This window comes from Chelatococcus sp. CO-6 (genome assembly GCF_001271345.1).
Lineage (GTDB): Bacteria > Pseudomonadota > Alphaproteobacteria > Rhizobiales > Beijerinckiaceae > Chelatococcus_A > Chelatococcus_A caeni.
Genome location: NZ_CP012398.1, coordinates 748,399 through 767,931, shown reverse-complemented (window position 1 = coordinate 767,931; position 19,533 = coordinate 748,399). Strand labels below are relative to the sequence as shown.

Below are 19,533 nucleotides of genomic sequence, written 5' to 3'. Positions count from 1 at the left end.
CAAGGGAGACCTGGCCATGGACCTGACGTTCACGATCACGGGCCGCATCGCAAAACCGGTCGCAGAGGTCTTCGAAGCGGTCGTCAACCCGAACCATCTCTCCGAATATTTCACGACGGGAGGCGCAAAAGGGCGGCTCGAAGCCGGCGCGGTGGTCACTTGGGACTTCCACGACTTTCCCGGGGCATTTCCCGTCCATGTGGTGGAAGTCGAGAAAGACAGGCGCATCGTCCTTCGATGGGACGGCGAGGAGAACACCGTTCCAGCCGATTCCTCCGGCGCTCGCAGAACCACCGTCACCATGACCTTCGAGCCGACCGACGACGGTCGCACGCTCGTCCGGATCTCCGAACACGGCTGGCTGGAGACGCCGCAAGGCCTCTCGGCCTCATACGGCAATTGCGAGGGGTGGACGGGAATGCTCTGCGCCATGAAGGCCTGGCTCGAACACGGCATCAAGCTTCGCGAGGGATTTTACAAGTAGCGGGGCAGGCGGCCAGCGGCTTTGCGGGCCGAATGGCAATACATGGCGGCGCTCTGCCATCCGCATCCGACGGGGGGAATTTCTTGGCGGCGTCCGAAAGCAGTCATTCGCCTGTGGTTAGAAGCCTTTAGCCAACGCGAAAACGCTATACCGAAACTGAGCAAAGGCCTGCCAGGAAGGCACGATGATAAATATCCGCCCAGTCAAGTCTGCAGACATTGAAGCGCTGTATGCTGTATCTCTCCTCACTGGTTTTGAGGGACGAGATGCTTCACATCTCTATGATGACCCAAAGATGATGGGTCACATCTACGCCGCGCCTTACGCAGTGCTTGAGCCTCAGCTTGCGCTAGTTATCGAGGACTCCCAAGGTATCGCAGGTTTCGCTGTTGGAGTAATCGACACAAAAGAGTGGGAAGATCGTCTGGAAAGAGAATGGTGGCCGCAACTTCGGCTGCGCTATGCCGATCCACCTGAAGCGTCACGGGACGTGTGGACGCCGGACGAGCGGCGGGCATCCATGATCCACCACCCGACGCGAACGCCAGCAGGCGTGGTTGGCAAGTATCCGGCCCATCTTCACCTGAAGATTTCGCCCCGTATTCAAGGGGGTGGGTTTGGCTCAAAGCTGTTCGATAAATGGCGAAGCATTGCGGTGCAGCAAGGTGCCAAAGGTATTCATGTCGGGGTCAATCGCGCGAATACGCGAGCGATCCGCTTCTGGGGAAGGCTTGGCTTTGGGGAGCTGACCATCGAGGGGGCAGCAAAAGCGCGAACGGTTTGGATGGGCAACAGCACAAGCTAGCGCCCGCTATGGGCTCTCCTTAGCCGTTTATCGCGCCGAAAGCGCATGCCGAAGGCTTTGCCCAACCCGGCGAAGCGCGCAGCGCGAAGTAGGATGGGGGCCGAGAACGAAGAAGCAGAGAACTATGTCTACATCATTAACGTGCTAGGGAGCTCCTTAATACCTCCTTAGCAATGTCGGCATGGGTGAGGAAACTGTTGTCGTCCGACAGTCTGAGCTATGGAGAGCCTCTGAGCGCCCGATCAAAGGCAACGTGCGGCTCGCTTCCTCTATCTGGAGCGCCTCTCGTTTGGCGGCAAGGTGGCCGGTCGGGTGTTCGGCATCGACACCCAGGCGCCGGGCCGTTTCGACGTGCGCAAGCTGGGGCCACTCTTGGAGGCGGCACATGAACGCCTCGCTGGTGTCTGGATCGAGTGCCTGCCGTGGCGGCAGTTTATCGAGCGCTGGGACCGTCCGGGCACGTTGTTCTATCTCGACCCGCCGTACTGGGGCACCGAGCACTACTACGGCCGGGAGCTGTTCGGGCGCGACGAGTTCTCCGAGATGGCAGCCGTTTTGAGGGGCCTTCAAGGCCGCTTCATCCTCACGCTGAACGACGTGCCCGACGTCCGGGAACTATTCTCATGGGCACGGATCGAGACGGCCGAATTGACCTACACGGCAGGCGGGAATGGCGCGGCCAAATCCGTGCGCGAGGTGATCATCCGAGGGCCGTCTTGAGGGCGCGGCGCGCGCTCGCATGTGATGTTGCGCAGAGTCGCACGCGATTTTGCGCGCTACAGTCGAGCATCGGGCAACAGCGTCGAATTGACGGTTCGCCATACCACCTAGCGGTGTGCTGCAATCAGCGGTAATGGCGGAGAGAGAGGGATTCGAACCCTCGATACGGTTGCCCGTATACACGCGTTCCAGGCGTGCGCCTTCAACCACTCGGCCACCTCTCCGGGTCCGGATGCGCGCCCGTTGGTCGGTTAGCCGACATGGGGCGCGTTCGGATGGGGCGCGTTATATAGCCCGTCGGGCGGCGAGCGCAAGGCGTTCCGGCGGCAATTCACCGATGCCGTCGATTTGATTGCATGGAACGTCGCGCCCGGTGATAGATGGGACGGAAGCGAGCGGTCGGAGCAAGCGCGGCGGCATCGGCTGTCACTGCCGTCTCGGGGCCGCTCCGCCCGTTCCGGCCGGCGGTGTCGAGCCGCGGCCGCCTTGTCGAAGCGTTTACGGGTGCAAGATGCGGTTCGTCCTGCGGGTTGTCGGTTTTCTGGTGATCGTCGCCGGCTTCGTGTCCTTCGTCATCGACAGCACGCGCGGCATCGCCAACGGGCATTTCGATTTCACCCCACTCGGGGCGACGCTCTTTGCCCTGTTGCCGCACAGCTTCCCGCTCATCGAACCGGCGGTGGCGCGGCATATCCATCCCTTCCTCTGGGATCCGGTGCTGCTCACCCTCTTCACGACGCCGACCTGGGTCGTGGCGCTCGTCATCGGCGTCCTCGCCATGTGGATCGGCCGGCGCAAGCCCGAGCCCATCGGCTTTGCCACCGACCGCTGAGGCGCGTCACGAAAGCTTGAGCGTCCCCGGCCTCGTGATGGTGGTTGCGCCTTCCTACATGATGCGGTGCCTGTTTCGAGCAGTCCGGCGGCCGTTGCGGCGTCGCTGCACGGGCGTATCGTGCCTGACGGGCCTGGTGGCGGACGTATAATACGGATGTTGAATGTGAAAATCGTAAATTAACAAAATAATTGAGTTTATAAGCGTCCGCGGTATGGTGCTGCGGGCGCGGCGGATGAAGGCCACGCCGGGGCGACTGCGGGGCATTCATGGTCTCCGATTTTCTTCTTCTCGCGCTCGTCGGCTTCTGCGCGCAGCTGGTCGACGGGGCGCTCGGCATGGCCTTCGGCCTCATCTCGACATCGGCCCTGCTGGCGCTGGGCGTGCCGCCGGCCCATGCGAGCGCGGCGGTGCATACCGCGGAGCTGGCGACGACGGCCGTGTCCGGCGTGTCCCACCTGGCGCACGGCAACATCGACAGGCGCCTGCTCGTGCGCCTCGCGCTCGCCGGCGCGGCGGGGGGCAGCCTCGGCGCCTTCGTCCTGTCCAATGTCGAGGGCAGCGCCATCCGTCCCTTCGTCGCGGCCTATCTCCTCGTCATGGGCGGGCTCATCCTCCTGCGCGTCGCGCGCTCGGCGCGCAGGACCGACGTTTCGCCGGCGGGCGCCGCGCCGCTCGGCCTCGTCGGCGGCTTCCTCGACGCCATCGGCGGAGGCGGCTGGGGGCCGATGGTCACCTCGACGCTGATCGGCTCCGGCCATGCGCCGCGCAAGGTCATCGGCTCGGTCAACGCGTCGGAGTTCTTCGTCACGGCGGCCATCTCGGCGACGTTCTTCGGCCAGCTCGGCGCCACGCACCTGTGGAACGTCGCCGGCCTCATCGTCGGCGGCGTGCTGGCGGCGCCGCTCGCCGGCTACCTCGTCAAGCGCATCCGGCCGGAGCCGTTGATGATCGCGGTCGGGCTCGTCATCTCGCTGCTGGCGCTGCGCGAGCTCGCCATCGCCTTCAAGGTGTTCTGAGCACCGTTCCTATTGCGCCACGAGGACCGATCGGCAGGCTGCCGGCAGGTCGTCCAGGGTCAGGGGCGGGGCGGGGCGCGTGGGCTTCGGATGGCGTGCCTCGTCGGAGAACCACCAGGCGAGCTCCTTGCCGCAGCCGTCGTCCTTCGGCGGCGGCGCCTGCGGGCGACAATCCGCCTCGCCAGGCGGGCAGGCAAGGCGGATGTGGAAATGGTAGTTGTGGCCGTATGTCGGCCGCACCGTCGCGAGCCATGCCCTGTCCCGCCCGGCCTCGCGGCACAGGGCCTTCTTGATGGCGGGGTTGACGAAGACGCGCTCCACCGCCGGCTCCTTCGCGACGGCGCGGATGAGCGCGGTGTGCGCCTTCGTCCAGGCCGTGGGGTCGACGTCGTTCCAGTCGCCGGCGACGACATTGGTGGCGGAGATCTCGTCGCGCTCGGCGAGCGACAGGCGCCGCGACGGCATCGGCGTCAGCCACACGTCGGCATCGAGGCCGACCTGGTGGGAGGCGTGGCCGGTCAGCATCGGGCCGCCGCGCGGTTGCGAGATGTCGCCGACGAGCAGGCCCGGCCAGCCGTTGATCTCCGGCACGCGCGCCGAGAGGCGCTCGAGGAAGGCGATGAGGGCCGGGTGCCCCCAGTTGCGGTTGCGCGAAGTGCGCATCACCTGCCATGTCTCGCCGTCGACCGGCAGGGCGCTGGCGCCGGCGAGGCAGCCGCGCGAATAGAAGCCGATGGCGCGGGCGGCAAGGGGGGCGGCGCTCGTCTGCGTGCCGAAGAAGCGCTTGGCGGCATCCTCGGGCAGGGATTTCAACGCGGCCGCACGCCGAGCCGCCTCCTGGCGCGCGTTTTCCTGCGCATGGACGGGCATCACCCAGGCGGGCGCCAGCGCAAGGACGGCGAGGAGGATGACGAACGGCAGGCGGGCAGGGTGCATGGTGACGATCCCGGTTGCGAATCACCTCGATTGAGTATGACCAGAATGGCCCGGAATGCGGCCGCGATGCGCCTCGAGGGCGCCGCGGGCGCGAGGGTGAACGGAAGGAAGGATGCCGCCATGGCTTGGTCGCCGCAACAGGACGAGGCGCTCGCCGCCGTCGCCGCCTGGCTGCGCCGCAAGGACACGCAGGTGTTCCGCCTGTTCGGCTATGCCGGCACGGGCAAGACGACGCTGGCGCGCCACCTCGCCGAGGGGGTAGACGGCGGGGTCATCTTCGGCGCCTTCACGGGCAAGGCGGCCTCCGTGCTGAGGGCCAAGGGCTGCCCCGGCGCGGCGACCCTGCACAGCCTCATCTACCGCACGCGCGAGACCGAGGGTGAAAGCCCGACCTTCGTCCTCAACCGCGACAGCCCGGCCGCCAAGGCGGCGCTCATCGTCATCGACGAGTGCTCGATGGTGGACGAGGATCTGGGCAAGGACCTCCTGTCCTTCGGCACGCCGGTGCTGGTGCTGGGCGACCCGGCGCAGCTGCCGCCGGTCAAGGGCGGGGGCTTCTTCACCGAGGCGGAGCCCGACGTGATGCTGACGGAGGTGCACCGGCAGGCGCGTGACAACCCCATCATCCGCATGTCGATGGCGGTGCGCGAGGGCGAGGGGCTGTCGCACGGCACCTATGGCGAGAGCCGCATCATCGGCAAGCGCGACATCGATGCCGAGGCCGTCATGCGCGCCGACCAGGTGCTCGTCGGCCTCAACCGCACGCGCCGGGCCTACAACAACCGCATCCGCAACCTCATGGGCTTTCGCGACGCCATGCCGGCGGCGGGCGAGAAGCTCGTCTGCCTGCGCAACAACAAGCAGAAGGGCCTGCTCAACGGCGGCACCTGGCTGATCAAGGAATTCGCGACCTCGCGCTCGAAGAAGGCGGTGGTGACGATGCGCGTGCAGTCCGAGGAAGATGCGCGCAACGTCGTCAAGGTGTCCGTGCCGCAGGAGTTCTTCGACGGGCGGGAGGAGGAGCTGACGCCGCAGATGCGGCGCGAGTTCGAGGAGTTCACCTACGGCTATGCGCTGACCGTGCACAAGGCGCAGGGCTCGCAGTGGGACGACATCGTGCTCTTCGACGAATCCTTCGCCTTCCGCGAGCACCGCAGCCGCTGGCTCTACACCGGCATCACCCGCGCCGCCGAGCGCCTGACGCTGGTGATGTGAGCCCCTGCTACAGCGGCCAGACGATCAGCAGCATCGGCACCGAGACGGCGAGCACCACGACCTCGAGCGGCAGGCCCATGCGCCAGTAGTCCGAGAAGCGGAAGCCGCCCGGGCCCATGATGAGCGTGTTGTTCTTGTGCCCGATGGGCGTGAGGAAGGCGCAGGAGGCGGCGATAGCGACACCCATCAGGAAGGTGTCGGGATTGACGTCGAGCTCACGCGCAAGCCCGATGGCGACGGGCCCGGTGATGACCATGGTGGCGACGTTGTTGAGGACGTCCGACAGCGTCATGGTCGCCACCATGATGGCGACGAGCGCGACGACGGGTGAATAGTCGCTCGTCAGGGTGACGATGCCTTCGGCGATGAGCGCGGTGCCGCCCACCTCCTCGAAGGCTGCGCCGATGGGCAGGAGGAAGGCCAGCATGACGACGATCGGCCATTCGATCTGCAGGTAGAACTCGCGCGCCGGCACGATGCCGAGCGCCGCATAGGCAGCGACCGCCATGGCGATGGCGATGGTGAAGGAGACGACGCCGAGGGAGGCGGCCGCGATGGCGGCGGCGAACAGGCCGATGGTGATCGCCACCCTGCCCGGCGAGGTGCCGGCGACGCTCGCGCGGCTGAGCGGGATGACGCCGAGCAGGTCGAGCGTCGCGCTGTCGGTGCCGCGGCCGGTCAGGAGAAGCACGTCGCCGGCTGCGATGTAATTGTCGTGCACACCCCTGCGGGTGAGGGTGCCCGCGCGGGCGATGCCGAGCAGCGTGACGCCGAAGCGGGGCCTGAGGCGCATCGCGCCGGCCGAGCGGCCGACGAGCAGCGAATCGGCCCGCACCACCGCCTCCACCACCTCCGGTCCCTTGTCGCGCTGCTCCTCCTCCTCGCCCTCGGATTTCCTGTCTTCCTTCCTGCCGCTGCGCTGTCCGGTTCTTCCGGCGGGCTGGTCGGCCTTCCCCTCGGCGCTCCCGTCCTGTTCGCCCGGCTGCTGCATGTCGAGCGCCTTGATGAAGGCGGCGATGGCGTCGCTCGAGCCCTTGAGGCGCAGCTTGTCGCCGGCCGCGATGGCCGGCATGCGCGTGCGCGGCAGCTTGCGCCCCTCGCGCACGAGGCCGAGCACGATGACGTCGGCGGTGCGGGCTTCCTCGTCGATGTCCGCCGCATGGCGGTCGATGGCGGCGGAACCTTCGGGCACGCTCACCTCCGCCTCGAAGGAGGACGGCTTCGTCGCAGCCGCCTGGTCGGCGCGGCGCGGCACGAGGCGCCAGCCGACGAGCGCCACGAAGGCGAGGCCGGCGATGGCGACCGCGCCGCCGACGGGAGCGAAGTCGAACATGCCGTAGGGACTGCCGAGCAGGCGCTCGCGGATGCCGGAGGCGATGATGTTCGGCGGCGTGCCGATCAGCGTCACCATGCCGCCGAGGATGGTGGCGAAGGCGAGCGGCATCAGCGTGACGCCGGGCGGGCGGCCTGCCTTGCGCGCCGCCTCGACGTCGATGGGCATCAGAAGGGCCAGCGCGGCGACATTGTTGATGATCGCCGAGAGCGCCGCCCCGATGCCGCCGGTCATGGCGATATGCCGGCTCGTGGGGCGGTGGTCGCTGACGAGCCGCCGCGTGACGAGCGTCAGCGCGCCGGAGTTCTCGAAGGCGCGCGAGACGATGAGCACGAGCGCGACGATGACGACCGCGGGATCGGCAAAGCCGGAAAAGGCCTTCTCCTGCGGCACCAGGCCGAGCATCACCGCCACCAGCAGTCCGCTCGCCGCCACCAGATCGTAGCGCAGGCGCCCCCACAGCAGCATGGACAGGATGGCGCCGAACAGGGCAAAGAGCAGGATCTGGTCGAGGGTCATCGAGGCTCCCTGGGTCTTGCTGATCTCGGACCATGGCAGAACGGGCGCCGTGCGACAAAGGTTCGGCCGGCGCTCCCGACGACGCGAGCGGCATGGAGATGGCAGGGATGGATGCGAAGCCGGTCTGGGCCATCGGCCTGATGACGGGGACCGCCCTCGACGGGCAGATCGACATCGCGGCGGTGCGCACGGACGGCGAGCGGATCGATGCGCTCGGGCCCTATGCGCTGTCGCCCTATCCCGCTGCGGTGCAGGCCCTGCTGCCGCAGGCGGTCGCGGCGGCGCGGGCGTGGAACTTCACCGGGCCCGAGCCGGCGATCTTCGCCGAGGCGGAGGCGGCGCTGACGCGCGCGCAGGCCGAGGCGGTGAGGGCCTTCATGGGCCTGCATGGCCTCGCTGCGGCGGATGTGGCGGCGGTCGGCTTCCATGGCCAGACCATGCTGCACCGGGCGCCGCAGCCGGGACGGCCGGGGGACACGCGCCAGCTCGGCGACGGCGCCCTGATGGCGGGGATCGTCGGCGTGCCCGTCGTCTTCGACTTCCGCACCGCCGACGTGCGGGCCGGCGGGCAGGGGGCGCCGCTCGCGGCGAGCTATCACGCCGCCCTGCTGCGGCGCGCGGGCCTCGGGCCGGAAGCGGCGGTGCTCAACCTCGGCGGCGTGGCGAATGTCACCTGGTGCGGCGGCGGGGATGAGCTCGTCGCCTTCGACACCGGTCCGGCCAACGGCCCGCTCAACGACTGGATGACAGAGCACGGCGCCGGCGCGATGGATGTCGACGGCGCGGCCGCACGGCGCGGCCGGGTGGACGAGGCGCGGCTCGCGCGGCTTCTCGATCATCCCTATCTCGCCGCGCCCTACCCGAAGTCGCTCGACCGCTACGATTTCACGGCCGCGATGGCGGAAGGCCTGACGCTGGACGACGGGGCGGCGACGCTGACCGCCTTCACCGCCGCGGCGGTCGGGCGCGGGCTCGACCTCCTGCCGCGCCGGCCGGACAGGCTCGTGCTGTGCGGCGGCGGGCGCCGCAACCCCGCCCTCGTTTCGGCCATCGCCGAACGGGCGGGCGTCACGGCTGTGATGGCGGAGGATGCGGGCTGGCGCGGCGATGCGGTGGAGGCGGAGTGCTTCGCCTTCCTCGCCGTGCGGCGCCTCCGGGGGCTGCCGATCAGCTTCCCGACGACGACGGGCGTGCCGCAGCCGATGGCGGGCGGGCAGGTGGCGATGCCGTAAGGGGGCCCTGGTGGATCGGCTACCGCGTCCCCTCCCCGCAAGGGGAGGGGGGCAGCGAGCGTCGTTCCTGGATCTTGGGAAAACCGCCTATTCTGCCGCGATCGGCAGCGGCAGCGTGCCCTGCACCTCCTCGGCCGCCTCTTCCTCCTCGGCCCCGCCGCGCTCGTCGAGATGCTTGCGGAACCACAGGGCGTAGAGCGCGGGCAGGAAGAGCAGGGTGAGGAAGGTGGCGACGAACAGCCCACCCATGATGGTGATGGCCATCGGCCCCCAGAAGGCGGAGCGGGACAGCGGGATCATGGCGAGGATGGCGGCGAGCGCCGTCAGGATCACCGGCCGGGCCCGGCGCACCGTCGCTTCGACAATGGCCTCGCGGCGCGCGAGGCCGCCGGCGACGTCGGTCTCGATCTGGTCCACCAGGATCACCGTGTTGCGCATGATCATGCCGGCGAGCGCGATGAGGCCGAGCAGCGCCACGAAGCCGAAAGGCCTGTCGAAGACGTTGAGGGCGAGCGAGGCGCCGACGATGCCGAGCGGGGCGGTGAGGAAGACGAGGATCAGCCGCGAGAAGCTCTGCAGCTGGATCATGAGGATCGTCAGCATGACGATCACCATGATCGGGAAGAGCGCGAAGATCGAGGCGTTGCCCTTCTGCGATTCCTCGATGGCGCCGCCGATCTCGAGGCGATAGCCGGGCTCGAGCTTGTCGCGGATGTCCTTGAGGGCGGGCCAGATCTGGTTGGTCACGTCCGGCGCCTGCATGCCGTCGACGATGTCGGCCCGGGCGGTGATCGCCATGTCGCGGTTGCGCCGCCACAGGATCGGCTCCTCGTGGCCGTAGTCGATGCGCGCCACCTGGGCGAGCGGCACCGCGATGCCGCCGCGCGTGGTGATGGTGAGGTCGGGCAGGCGCGCGAGGTCGAGGCGCTCCTCGGCGACCGCGCGGGCCAGCACCTGGACGCGTTCCGTGCCGTCTCGCACCACCGTCACCGGCGCGCCGGAGATGAGCGTCTGCAGCGACTGGGCGATGTCGGAGACGTTGAGGCCGAGCGCCCGGGCCCGCTCCTGGTCGACGGAGAGGGAGATCGACGGCGTCTTCTCGTTCCAGTCGAGGTGCGGATCGACGACGTTAGGATTGGCGCGCATGACGTCGCGCACCTCGTAGGCGATGCGGCGCACGGCGTCGGGATCCGGGCCGACGATGCGGAACTGGACGGGGAAGCCGACGGGCGGGCCGAAATTGAAGCGGTCGACGCGCACCCGCGCCTCCGACAGGGCGCCTTCCGAGAGGGCCTTCTCGATGCGCGCCTTGATGCGCTCGCGCTCCTCGACGCCCTTCGCCACGATGACGATCTCGGCGAAGGCCTCGTTCGGCAGCTGCGGGTTGAGGCCGAGCCAGAAGCGCGGCGAACCCTGCCCGATATAGGTCGTGTAGGTCGCGACGTCGTCGTCGCCCGCGAGCAGGCGCTCAGCCTCCTTCGCCGTCGCCTCGGTGACGCCGATGGCGGTGCCCTCGGGCAGGCGCATCTGGAAGAACAGCTCGGGCCGCTCGGAGAGCGGGAAGAACTGCTGCTGCACCCGGCCGAAGCCGACGATGGAGCCTGCGAAGATGAGGACCGTCGCGATGATGGTGAGCCCGCGCCAGCGCACGCAGAAGCGCACGAGGGCGCGGAAGCGCTCGTAAAGCGGTGTGTGGTAGATGGCGTTCGGGTCGTCGTGGATGCCGTGGCCGTGCTTCTTCGCCATCTTGGCCGCGAAGTCGGGCAGGAGCTTCATGCCGAGATAGGGCGTGAAGATCACGGCGACGAACCAGGACGCGACGAGCGCGATGGCGACGACCCAGAAGATGCCGCCCGCATATTCGCCGACCGAGGAATTGGCGAAGCCGATGGGCAGGAAGCCGGCCGCCGTCACCAAAGTGCCGGTGAGCATGGGAAAGGCGGTGGAGGTCCAGGCGAAGGAGGCTGCCTTCACACGATCCCAGCCCTGCTCCATCTTCACCACCATCATCTCGATGGCGATGATGGCGTCGTCGACGAGCAGGCCGAGCGCGATGATGAGGGCGCCGAGCGTGATGCGGTGCAGGTCGAGCCCGATCGCGTACATCGCGATGAAGACGAAGGCGAGCACCAGCGGCACCGACAGGGCGACGACGATGCCCGTGCGCCAGCCGAGCGACAGGAAGCTGACGAGCAGCACGATGCCGAGGGCTTCGGCGAAGACCTTGACGAACTCGCCGACGGCGCCGTCGACGACATGCGGCTGGTCGGCGATGCGCTCGATGTCGACGCCCTGCGGCAACGCCGCGGTGAAACGCGCCATCGCCTCGTCGAGATCCTCCCCGAGCTTCAGGATGTTGCCGCCCTTGGCCATGACGACGCCGACGCCGAGGGCCGGCTCGCCGCGCTGGCGCACCAGGTAGTCGGACGGGTCCTCGAAGCCGCGCGTGACATTGGCGATGTCGCCAAGGCGGAAGGTGCGGCCGTTCGCCTCGACAGGCGTCTCGGCCACGGCCTGCGCCCCGTCGAGCGCGCCGGTGACGCGCAGCGGAATGCGCTGGGCGCCGGTCTCGACCGTGCCGGCCGGCGTCACCGCGTTCTGCCGCTGCAGCGAATCGAACAACACCTGCGGCGACAGGCCGAGGGTCGCGAGGCGCGCGTGGCTGAACTCGACGAAGATCTTCTCGTCCTGCACGCCGTAAAGATTGACCTTGGTGACGTTCGGCACCTTGAGCAGGTGCTGGCGCATCGCCTCGGCCACCCGCTTCATCTGGGCGTAGTCGAGGCCCGCACCGGTGATCATGTAGAGCACCGAATCGACGTCGCCGTATTCGTCGTTGACGTTGGGGCCGATGAGGCTGTCCGGCAGCTCGCTCCTGAGATCGGTCAGCTTCTTGCGCAGCTGATAGAACAGCTCCGGCACCTCGCGCGCCGGCGTGTTGTCCCGGAACGTCACCTGCATCGCCGTGAAGGACGGCTTGGTATAGGTCTGCACCTTGTCGAAATAGGGCAGCTCCTGCAGCTTCTTCTCGATGCGGTCGGCGACCTGCGCCTGCATCTCGGTGGCGGTGGCACCGGGCCAGATGGCGGTGACGACGGCGACCTTGATGGTGAAGGACGGATCCTCGGCCCGGCCGAGGCGCAGGTAGGAGATCGTGCCGCCGACGGCGAGCGCGAGGATGAAGAAGAGCACGAGCGCCTGATGCGTCACCGCCCAGTGCGAAAGGTTGAAGCGCTGCATGGTGGTGACTCTCGGCAGTAACTCTTGAGGTCGTGGCCTTCGGCGGCGCGGCGGGTCAGTAGGCGAGGGCCTCGACGACGCGGACCTTCTGCGCGGGGTCGAGCTTCTGCACGCCGAGCGCCACGATCTCGTCGCCCTCGGCGACGCCGTCCGTTACCAGCACCTCGCGGGCGTCGTAGCGGACGACCGTCACAGGCTTCAGGCCGACGGCGCCGGTCGCGCGGTCCACCACCCAGAGCGCCGGGCCGGACCCCTGGTTGAACAGCGCCGAGAGCGGCAGGCGGGCCGCCTTCTCGCCGGTGCCGCCCTTGACGGCGAGCGTCGCGCTCATGCCGAGCGCCACCTCGTCGCCAGCGTCGGGCATGGCGAAGCGGGCGAGATAGGTGCGCGTCGTCGGGTCTGCCGCCGGCGAGAGCTCGCGCAGGCGCGCCGCATAGCGCCGGTCGCGGTCCGACCAGAGCGCGACGGAGGCCTCGCCCTGGCGCACGCGCGAGAGCAGCGCCTCCGGCACGGCGACGACGGCTTCCTTCTCGCCGAGCTCAGCGATGCGGACGGCGGTCTGGCCGGCGGCCACCACCTGGCCGGGCTCGACGAGGGTCGCGGTCACGACGCCGTCGGTGTCGGCGGTCAGCGTGGCATAGGAGAGATTGTTGCGGGTGAGCTCCACGGAACGCTCGGCGCGGGCGAGGCGCGAGCGGGCCTCGGCGGCGGCGGCCTTCTGGCGGTCGAAGGCGGCTTCGGAGGCCCAGCCGCGGCGGCGCAGCTCGGTGCTGCGGTTCTCCTCGGCCTCGGCCTGGGAGAGGGCCGTGCGGGCGGCGTTGAGCTCGGCCTCCGCCTGTTCCGCCTGCAGGCGCAGGTCGGTCTCGTCGAGCTCGGCGAGCGGCGTGCCCTTCGCCACCGTGTCGCCGACCTGGACAAGCCGGCGGGCGACCTTGCCGGTCACGCGGAAGCCGATATCGCTCTCGACCCGCGGCCGGATGCTGGCGACGAAGGTCCGCTCGGGAACGATCTCCTCGAAGTGCACCTTGGCGACGAGCACCGGCCGGTCCGGCTTCGCCTCCTGCTCCGCCACGCTGTCCGTGCAGGCCGCGAGGCCGAGGGAGAGGAGAGCGGCGGCGACGAGCGCCGGCATGCGGGGGAGGCGGCCGCCGGCCGGCTGCGGCGAGAAGTGGTGCATCGGTCCTGGGCTCCATGGGGTGACCGGCCCGGGGGCGGAACCCGTGGATCGGGGGGCACCGAGAGCGGACCACGCGCCACGCCCCCGGACCGGCTGCAGCAAAGGTAGATGATGGCTGACGAATGTCAATTTTCGTCACTAGGCACCCCACAAATCGCGCGATCGGGATGTGCGCTGGCGCACATCATTGAAGGGCGATCGGCAGCGGGCAGTGGGCAGTCGGGCGTCGCGCCGTTCTTCGCCAATGACGTGCCGCGCCGAGCTGTGGCATATCTCGGCTGTCGACCGACTGCCGATTGCCTACTGCCACCGCCCGTCACGAGGAAAACGATGAATTCAGTGCTGGCCGGATTGCCGACGACGGTCTTCGAGGTGATGTCGCGCCTGGCGCGCGAGACCGGGGCCATCAATCTCGGCCAGGGCTTTCCGGACGATCCGGGACCGGCGGACGTGCGCGCCAGGGCGGCGGAGGCCGTGGTGGACGGCTGGAACCAGTATCCGCCGATGCTCGGCCTTCCGGAGCTGCGCCAGGCCGTCGCCGACCACTACCAGCATCATCAGGGCCTAGCCCTCGATGCCGAGAGCGAGGTGATGATCACCTCCGGCGCCACCGAGGCGATCGCCGGCGCGCTTTTCGCCCTCATCGAGCCGGGCGACGAGGTCGTCCTCTTCCAGCCGATGTACGACGCCTATCTGCCGCTGGTGCGCCGGGCCGGCGGCGTGCCGCGCTTCGTCACCTTGAAGCCGCCCCACTGGCGGCTGAGCGAGGAGGCGCTTGCCGCAGCCTTTTCGGAGCGCACGAAGGTCGTCCTCTTCAACAATCCGCTCAATCCCTCCGCCGTCGTCTACGGCCGCGAGGACCTCGAGCTGCTCGCCCGGTTCTGCAAGCGCTTCGATGCCATCGCCATCTGCGACGAGGTGTGGGAGCACCTCGTCTTCGACGGGCGCCGGCACCTGCCGCTGATGACCTTGCCCGGCATGCGCGAGCGCTGCGTCAAGATCGGCTCCGCCGGCAAGATCTTCTCGCTGACCGGCTGGAAGGTCGGCTTCGTCTCGGCGGCGCCCGAGATCCTCAAGGTGCTCGCCAAGGCGCACCAGTTCCTCACCTTCACGACGCCGCCCAACCTGCAAAGCGCGGTCGCCTACGGCCTTGCCAAGGACGACGCCTATTTCGAGGGGATGCGGCGCGATTTCGCGCGCAGCCGCGACCGCTTCACCGAGGGGCTGAGGAGCCTCGGGCTCGCCGTGCTGCCGAGCGAGGGCACCTATTTCGTGAACATCGACATCGCCCCCCTCGGGGAGGAGGACGACGTCGCCTTCTGCAAGCGGCTCGTCGCCGAACGGGGCGTCGCCGCGATCCCGGTCAGCGCCTTCTATCACGAGAATCCGGTGCGCAACGTGGTGCGCTTCTGCTTCGCCAAGAAGGACGCGACGCTCGACGGCGCGCTCGAGCGTCTCGCCGGTCTCGGCCGTTGAGAAAATGCCCGTAACCGCTTAGCCTTCACGGGGACGCTCGCCGTGAGCGTCCGCTTTCCATCTCGCCTTGGGAGACTGCCCGGAAATGGTCCGCGCTCTCGTTGCCTCACTCGTTGCCGCGCCGCTTCTTGCGCTCGCCGTGCCGGCGGCCGCGCAGGAGAAGACCGTCCACGTCTACAACTGGTCGGATTATGTCGATCCGAAGATGCTCGAGGACTTCACCAAGGAGACCGGCATCAAGGTCGTCTACGACACCTACGACAACAACGAGATCGTCGAGACGAAGCTGCTCGCCGGCAAGTCCGGCTACGACATCGTCGTGCCGTCGGGGCCCTTCCTGCAGCGGCTGATCAATGCGGGCATCTTCGCCAAGCTCGACAAGGCGAAGATTCCCAACCTGCAGAACGCCTGGCCCGAGGTGGCGGAGCGGCTCCAGGTCTTCGACCCCGGCAATGCGCATGCCGTCAACTACATGTGGGGTACGACGGGCATCGGCATCAATGTCGACAAGGTCAAGGAGCGGCTCGGCGACATCCCGCTCAACACGTGGGACATCGTGCTGAAGCCCGAGCTCTCGGCCAAGCTCAAGGACTGCGGCATCCACATGCTCGATGCGCCGGAGGACATCTTCCCGGGCGTGCTGAGCTATCTCGGCCTCAATCCCGATTCCAAGGACGCCAAGGACTTCCAGAAGGCCGCCGATCTCCTCGTCAAGGTGCGCGGCAACATCCAGAAGTTCCATTCGTCCGAATACATCAACGGGCTCGCCAACGGCGACATCTGCGTGGCCGTCGGCTATTCCGGCGACATCCTGCAGGCCAAGGCCCGTGCGGAGGAAGCCAAGAACAACGTCGACGTCGCCTACATCATCCCCAAGGAGGGAGCGCTGATGTGGTTCGACTCGATGGCCATCCCGGCCGATGCGCCGCATCCGGACGAGGCGCACGCCTTCATCAACTTCATGATGAAGCCGGAGGTCGCCGCGGCGAACAGCAACTTCGTCGCCTATGCCAACGGCAACATCGCCTCGAAGGAGCATCTCGACGAGGAGATCCGCAACGATCCCGGCATCTATCCCGATGACGAGACGATGAAGCGCCTCTTCACCAACACGGCCTATGACGAGCGCGCCCAGCGCACGCTGACCCGGCTGTGGACGCGGGTGAAGACGGGCCGGTAAGCGGAACCGGACCGCAGCGGATCACAGGGCGGCATGCCGGGCATGCCGCCCTTTTTCGTTGCCGGCGCCCGACGGGGATTGTCGAAGGCGCCCTTGTGGGTGTCTCATATCCCCACCGCCGCCGCCGGGGCGACGACGCGCCAAGGGGACATTGAGAGGCCCCGCGCGAGGGGAGGCGAACCATGCGCGACATCTACTGGGAGTGGCTTCACGCGCCGGGGCAGGAGCATCTGCGCCTGATCGAGAAGCCGGAGGCGATCCTCGCCGAGGGCGTCGTGGCCGGCACGCTGGAGAGCGGCACCTTCCGCATGCACTACCTCGTGACCTGCGATCGCGCGTGGCGCTTCCGCCATGCCGAGGTGCAGCTGGAACAGGGGCCGGTGCGGCGGGAGCTCCACCTCGGCCGCGAGCCGGACGGGCACTGGCACGCCGACGGCGTCGAGCGGCTCGATCTCAGATCGTGCACGGAGATCGACCTGATGGGTTCGCCCTTCACCAATACGCTGCCCATCCGCAATCTCGGGCTCGCGCCCGACGAGGCGCGGGAGATCCGCGTCGCCTATATCCGCGTGCCGGACCTCGCGGTGACGCCGGAAGCCCAGGTCTACACACGGCTCGACCGGGGCGAGCCGCCGCGGCGCTTCCGCTACCACGGTGTCGCGACCGGGTTCACGGCGGACCTCACCGTCGACGAGGCGGGCCTCGTCGTCGACTATCCGGGCATCTGGCGCCGGCGCGGGTGATCCGGATCCTGGCTTCGGAATGGCGTGCTCTTGAAGCGGAAAGCATATTTCCGCGCAGTACATTGCCATGAGCTGGCAAGTATGAATGCGTGATTCAGGAATTGTCGAGCAACATAGAAGCTATACGTTTTGCGGCATTTTCAATCATTGCTTGGATTTTGATGATGGATATTCCCGGATCCGGTCAGTCGTGTGGCGTCCCCCGCTCCGACGCGCTCCCGAATGCCGACAAGTGGCGCTCCTCGATGGAGCGGAGCGGGTCGCGCGCGGAGCCTTTTGCGAGAGAGACCCTGGTGGCGCAGGTTGCCGCCCTCGGGCATGACGCCTGGCGCGCCGAGCGCCGCCGCGCCGACGGCGGCTATGAACCGCGCGTCAAGGAGGTGAAGGACGAGGCGTGGATGGCACGCTCCGGCCGGACCACGGTCGACATCGCAAACACCGACTATCGCGATCTGCCGAGCGACTGGCAGGCTGAGAACAAGGCCTCGGCGGAAATCGCCGTCGATTGCGTCCTCAAGGCGTTCAGGCAGGGCGGTGCGCTCGACGGCGCCTTCGTCGAAAGAGCGGCCGAGGTGGTCCATGACGCCTGGCTCGCGCGCAATGGAGCATGGGCGCCGGAGGAGCAGAAGCTGCCTTATCCGCAACTGACGGAAGCGGAAAAGGACAAGGATCGCTTCTGGATCCGCAATGCGGTCGCCCTGGTTGCGAATCCGGCGCAGAACCGCACAGCCTGACGAGCGCAGCCGCTGGATGGGCGCAGAGCGGTGGAGCGCGATTTGGCCGAAGCTCGCTCCACCCGGGCGCGGGATTCGACGTCTCCCGGACGGCGATGCCGCCGGCCGGCTCAGCCGAGGTTGAGCTCCTTGAAGAAGTCGTTGCCCTTGTCGTCGACGACGATGAAGGCGGGGAAATCCTCGACCTCGATGCGCCAGATGGCTTCCATGCCCAGCTCGGGATATTCCACGACCTCGACCTTCTTGATGCAGTCCTGCGCCAGGCGGGCGGCGGGGCCACCGATGGAGCCGAGATAGAAGCCGCCGTGCTTCTGGCAGGCTTCACGTACCTGCGCCGAGCGGTTGCCCTTGGCGAGCATCACCATGGAACCGCCGGCGGCCTGGAACTGGTCGACATAGGCGTCCATGCGCCCGGCGGTGGTCGGGCCGAAGGAGCCGGAGGCGTAGCCTTCCGGCGTCTTGGCCGGGCCGGCGTAGTAGATGGGGTGGTTCCTGAAATAGTCGGGCATCGGCTCGCCGCGCTCCAGCCGCTCGCGCAGCTTGGCGTGGGCGAGGTCGCGCGCCACGATCATCGGCCCGGTCAGCGACAGGCGGGTGCGGATGGGATGGCGCGACAGCGTGGCGAGGATCTCGGACATCGGTCGCGTCAGGTCGATCCTGACCACCTCGCCGCCGAGCGCGGCCGCGTCGACCTCCGGCAGGTACTGTGCGGGGTTCGTCTCGAGCTGCTCGAGGAAGACGCCGTCGCGCGTGATCTTGCCTTTGGCCTGCCGGTCGGCCGAGCAGGAGACGCCGAGGCCGATGGGGAGCGAGGCGCCGTGGCGCGGCAGGCGGATGACGCGCACGTCGTGGCAGAAGTACTTGCCGCCGAACTGGGCGCCGACGCCGAGCTTCTGCGTCATCCTGTGGATCTCGGCCTCCATCTCGAGGTCGCGGAAGGCGTGGCCCGCTTCCGAGCCCTCGGTCGGCAGGTCGTCGAGATAGCGCGTGGAGGCGAGCTTCACCGTCTTCAGGTTGAGCTCGGCGCTGGTGCCGCCGATGACGATGGCGAGATGATAGGGCGGGCAGGCGGCGGTGCCGAGGGTGAGGATCTTCTCCTTCAGGAAGGCGAGAAGCCTGTCCCGCGTCAGCAGCGAGGGCGTGCCCTGGTAGAGGAAGGTCTTGTTGGCCGAGCCGCCGCCCTTGGCGACGAAGAGGAACTTGTAGGCATCCTCGCCCTCGGCATAGAGATCGATCTGCGCCGGCAGGTTGTTGCGCGTGTTCTTCTCCTCGAACATGGAGAGCGGCGCGAGCTGGGAATAGCGCAGGTTGCGCTTGAGATAGGCGTCGCGGATGCCCCCGGCGAGGGCGGCCTCGTCGTCGCCGTCCGTCCAGATGCGCCGGCCCTTCTTGCCCATGACGATGGCCGTGCCCGTGTCCTGGCACATGGGCAGGATGCCGCCCGCCGCGATGTTCGCGTTCTTGAGGAGGTCGTAGGCGACGAACTTGTCGTTCGCCGTCGCCTCGGGGTCGTCGAGGATGGTCTTCAACTGCGCGAGATGGCCGGGGCGCAGCAGGTGGTTGATGTCGCCGAAGGCGGCCTCGGCCAGCTGGCGCAGGGCCTCGGGCTCCACGACGATCATCTCGCGGCCGGCGAAGGTCTCGACCCGCACGCCGTCGCTCGTGATCTTGCGGTAGGGGGTGCTGTCGGCGGCGAGGGGGAAGAGCGGCGTGTAGGCGGCGTCGGCGGACATCGGGGTTCCTCATCTGGCGAGGGGAGGGGCACGGCCGTGGACCCTGCGGCCCGAGCGTGCTTCTAATGGCTCTCTCGCATCATTCCAAGGCGTGGAAGATGCGAATGCGTCCCCCCGTCGCACGGGGGGCCATCGGCAGGACAAGGAACGCTCAG

15 protein-coding genes, 1 tRNA gene and 1 pseudogene are annotated in these 19,533 nt (G+C 68.1%); 11 read left to right on the top strand and 6 right to left on the bottom strand.

The features are described from left to right. Positions 1-16 precede the first annotated feature (16 nt). The 3 genes and pseudogenes from AL346_RS03700 to AL346_RS03695 all read left to right on the top strand — a co-directional run. On the top strand, positions 17-484 hold the full coding sequence (locus AL346_RS03700; RefSeq protein WP_019404239.1) for an SRPBCC family protein: 468 nt from the start codon (positions 17-19) through the stop codon (positions 482-484). A 184-nt stretch (positions 485-668) separates the two neighbouring features. Further along, positions 669-1,289: an N-acetyltransferase gene (locus tag AL346_RS24485; protein WP_082312405.1), complete on the top strand. Its 621-nt coding sequence runs from the start codon at positions 669-671 to the stop codon at positions 1,287-1,289. 258 nt (positions 1,290-1,547) lie between these two features. Beyond that, positions 1,548-2,009: pseudogene (locus AL346_RS03695) on the top strand (DNA adenine methylase); the annotation flags it as partial. A gap of 134 nt (positions 2,010-2,143) precedes the next feature. Here the strand turns inward: AL346_RS03695 and AL346_RS03690 are convergent. After that, positions 2,144-2,233: transfer RNA gene (locus AL346_RS03690), tRNA-Ser, on the bottom strand. Positions 2,234-2,520: 287 nt separating this feature from the next. On the opposite strand from AL346_RS03690, the gene AL346_RS03685 reads away from it, so the two are divergent. Together AL346_RS03685 and AL346_RS03680 are read left to right on the top strand one after the other, a co-directional pair. Next, entirely contained in the window at positions 2,521-2,841 is a 321-nt protein-coding gene (locus tag AL346_RS03685; protein WP_019404241.1) for a hypothetical protein, read from the top strand. A gap of 269 nt (positions 2,842-3,110) precedes the next feature. Further along, positions 3,111-3,860 (top strand): sulfite exporter TauE/SafE family protein, encoded by a 750-nt coding sequence (locus AL346_RS03680; RefSeq protein WP_019404242.1) that lies wholly within the window; start codon positions 3,111-3,113, stop codon positions 3,858-3,860. A gap of 9 nt (positions 3,861-3,869) precedes the next feature. Here AL346_RS03680 and mepA read toward each other — a convergent pair whose 3' ends face one another. Then, a complete protein-coding gene (gene mepA / locus AL346_RS03675) occupies positions 3,870-4,796 on the bottom strand; it encodes a penicillin-insensitive murein endopeptidase (protein ID WP_019404243.1) in 927 nt (308 codons plus the stop codon). Positions 4,797-4,916: 120 nt separating this feature from the next. On the opposite strand from mepA, the gene AL346_RS03670 reads away from it, so the two are divergent. Next, the gene (locus tag AL346_RS03670; RefSeq protein WP_026015490.1) at positions 4,917-6,011 is read left to right on the top strand and encodes an ATP-dependent RecD-like DNA helicase; all 1,095 of its coding nucleotides are present in this window, start codon (positions 4,917-4,919) and stop codon (positions 6,009-6,011) included. 7 nt (positions 6,012-6,018) lie between these two features. On the opposite strand, the gene AL346_RS03665 is transcribed toward AL346_RS03670, so the two are convergent. Beyond that, positions 6,019-7,863, bottom strand: a complete 1,845-nt coding sequence (locus tag AL346_RS03665; RefSeq protein ID WP_019404245.1) for an SLC13 family permease — start codon at positions 7,861-7,863, stop codon at positions 6,019-6,021. Between the two features lie 107 nt (positions 7,864-7,970). Here AL346_RS03665 and AL346_RS03660 point away from each other — a divergent pair, with 107 nt between their 5' ends. Next, positions 7,971-9,095, top strand: coding sequence for an anhydro-N-acetylmuramic acid kinase (locus AL346_RS03660; RefSeq protein WP_019404246.1), 1,125 nt, complete (start codon positions 7,971-7,973; stop codon positions 9,093-9,095). A gap of 87 nt (positions 9,096-9,182) precedes the next feature. Here the strand turns inward: AL346_RS03660 and AL346_RS03655 are convergent, their stop codons facing one another. Next, the gene (locus tag AL346_RS03655; protein ID WP_019404247.1) at positions 9,183-12,335 is read right to left on the bottom strand and encodes an efflux RND transporter permease subunit; all 3,153 of its coding nucleotides are present in this window, start codon (positions 12,333-12,335) and stop codon (positions 9,183-9,185) included. 55 nt (positions 12,336-12,390) lie between these two features. Beyond that, complete coding sequence (locus AL346_RS03650; protein WP_019404248.1) at positions 12,391-13,512, bottom strand: efflux RND transporter periplasmic adaptor subunit; 1,122 nt, start codon at positions 13,510-13,512, stop codon at positions 12,391-12,393. Between the two features lie 330 nt (positions 13,513-13,842). Between AL346_RS03650 and AL346_RS03645 the strand changes: the two genes are divergently transcribed. From AL346_RS03645 to AL346_RS03630, 4 genes are all read left to right on the top strand, one after another. Further along, entirely contained in the window at positions 13,843-14,988 is a 1,146-nt protein-coding gene (locus tag AL346_RS03645; RefSeq protein WP_026015491.1) for an aminotransferase, read from the top strand. 85 nt (positions 14,989-15,073) lie between these two features. Beyond that, complete coding sequence (locus AL346_RS03640; protein WP_019404250.1) at positions 15,074-16,168, top strand: polyamine ABC transporter substrate-binding protein; 1,095 nt, start codon at positions 15,074-15,076, stop codon at positions 16,166-16,168. A gap of 182 nt (positions 16,169-16,350) precedes the next feature. Then, entirely contained in the window at positions 16,351-16,911 is a 561-nt protein-coding gene (locus AL346_RS03635) for a putative glycolipid-binding domain-containing protein (protein WP_019404251.1), read from the top strand. A 161-nt stretch (positions 16,912-17,072) separates the two neighbouring features. After that, the gene (locus tag AL346_RS03630) at positions 17,073-17,645 is read left to right on the top strand and encodes a hypothetical protein (protein ID WP_156332671.1); all 573 of its coding nucleotides are present in this window, start codon (positions 17,073-17,075) and stop codon (positions 17,643-17,645) included. 110 nt (positions 17,646-17,755) lie between these two features. On the opposite strand, the gene AL346_RS03625 is transcribed toward AL346_RS03630, so the two are convergent. Continuing rightward, positions 17,756-19,378, bottom strand: a complete 1,623-nt coding sequence (locus tag AL346_RS03625) for a fumarate hydratase (RefSeq protein ID WP_019404253.1) — start codon at positions 19,376-19,378, stop codon at positions 17,756-17,758. Positions 19,379-19,533: the final 155 nt, after the last annotated feature.

Excerpts from the sequence above, each read along its gene's own strand:
- AL346_RS03700 (WP_019404239.1), top strand. The coding sequence starts at position 17 with ATGGACCTGACGTTCACGATCACGGGCCGCATCGCAAAACCGGTCGCA.
- AL346_RS24485 (WP_082312405.1), top strand. The coding sequence starts at position 669 with ATGATAAATATCCGCCCAGTCAAGTCTGCAGACATTGAAGCGCTGTAT.
- AL346_RS03685 (WP_019404241.1), top strand. The coding sequence starts at position 2,521 with ATGCGGTTCGTCCTGCGGGTTGTCGGTTTTCTGGTGATCGTCGCCGGC.
- AL346_RS03680 (WP_019404242.1), top strand. The coding sequence starts at position 3,111 with ATGGTCTCCGATTTTCTTCTTCTCGCGCTCGTCGGCTTCTGCGCGCAG.
- mepA (WP_019404243.1), bottom strand. The coding sequence starts at position 4,796 with ATGCACCCTGCCCGCCTGCCGTTCGTCATCCTCCTCGCCGTCCTTGCG.
- AL346_RS03670 (WP_026015490.1), top strand. The coding sequence starts at position 4,917 with ATGGCTTGGTCGCCGCAACAGGACGAGGCGCTCGCCGCCGTCGCCGCC.
- AL346_RS03665 (WP_019404245.1), bottom strand. The coding sequence starts at position 7,863 with ATGACCCTCGACCAGATCCTGCTCTTTGCCCTGTTCGGCGCCATCCTG.
- AL346_RS03660 (WP_019404246.1), top strand. The coding sequence starts at position 7,971 with ATGGATGCGAAGCCGGTCTGGGCCATCGGCCTGATGACGGGGACCGCC.
- AL346_RS03655 (WP_019404247.1), bottom strand. The coding sequence starts at position 12,335 with ATGCAGCGCTTCAACCTTTCGCACTGGGCGGTGACGCATCAGGCGCTC.
- AL346_RS03650 (WP_019404248.1), bottom strand. The coding sequence starts at position 13,512 with ATGCACCACTTCTCGCCGCAGCCGGCCGGCGGCCGCCTCCCCCGCATG.
- AL346_RS03645 (WP_026015491.1), top strand. The coding sequence starts at position 13,843 with ATGAATTCAGTGCTGGCCGGATTGCCGACGACGGTCTTCGAGGTGATG.
- AL346_RS03640 (WP_019404250.1), top strand. The coding sequence starts at position 15,074 with ATGGTCCGCGCTCTCGTTGCCTCACTCGTTGCCGCGCCGCTTCTTGCG.
- AL346_RS03635 (WP_019404251.1), top strand. The coding sequence starts at position 16,351 with ATGCGCGACATCTACTGGGAGTGGCTTCACGCGCCGGGGCAGGAGCAT.
- AL346_RS03630 (WP_156332671.1), top strand. The coding sequence starts at position 17,073 with ATGATGGATATTCCCGGATCCGGTCAGTCGTGTGGCGTCCCCCGCTCC.
- AL346_RS03625 (WP_019404253.1), bottom strand. The coding sequence starts at position 19,378 with ATGTCCGCCGACGCCGCCTACACGCCGCTCTTCCCCCTCGCCGCCGAC.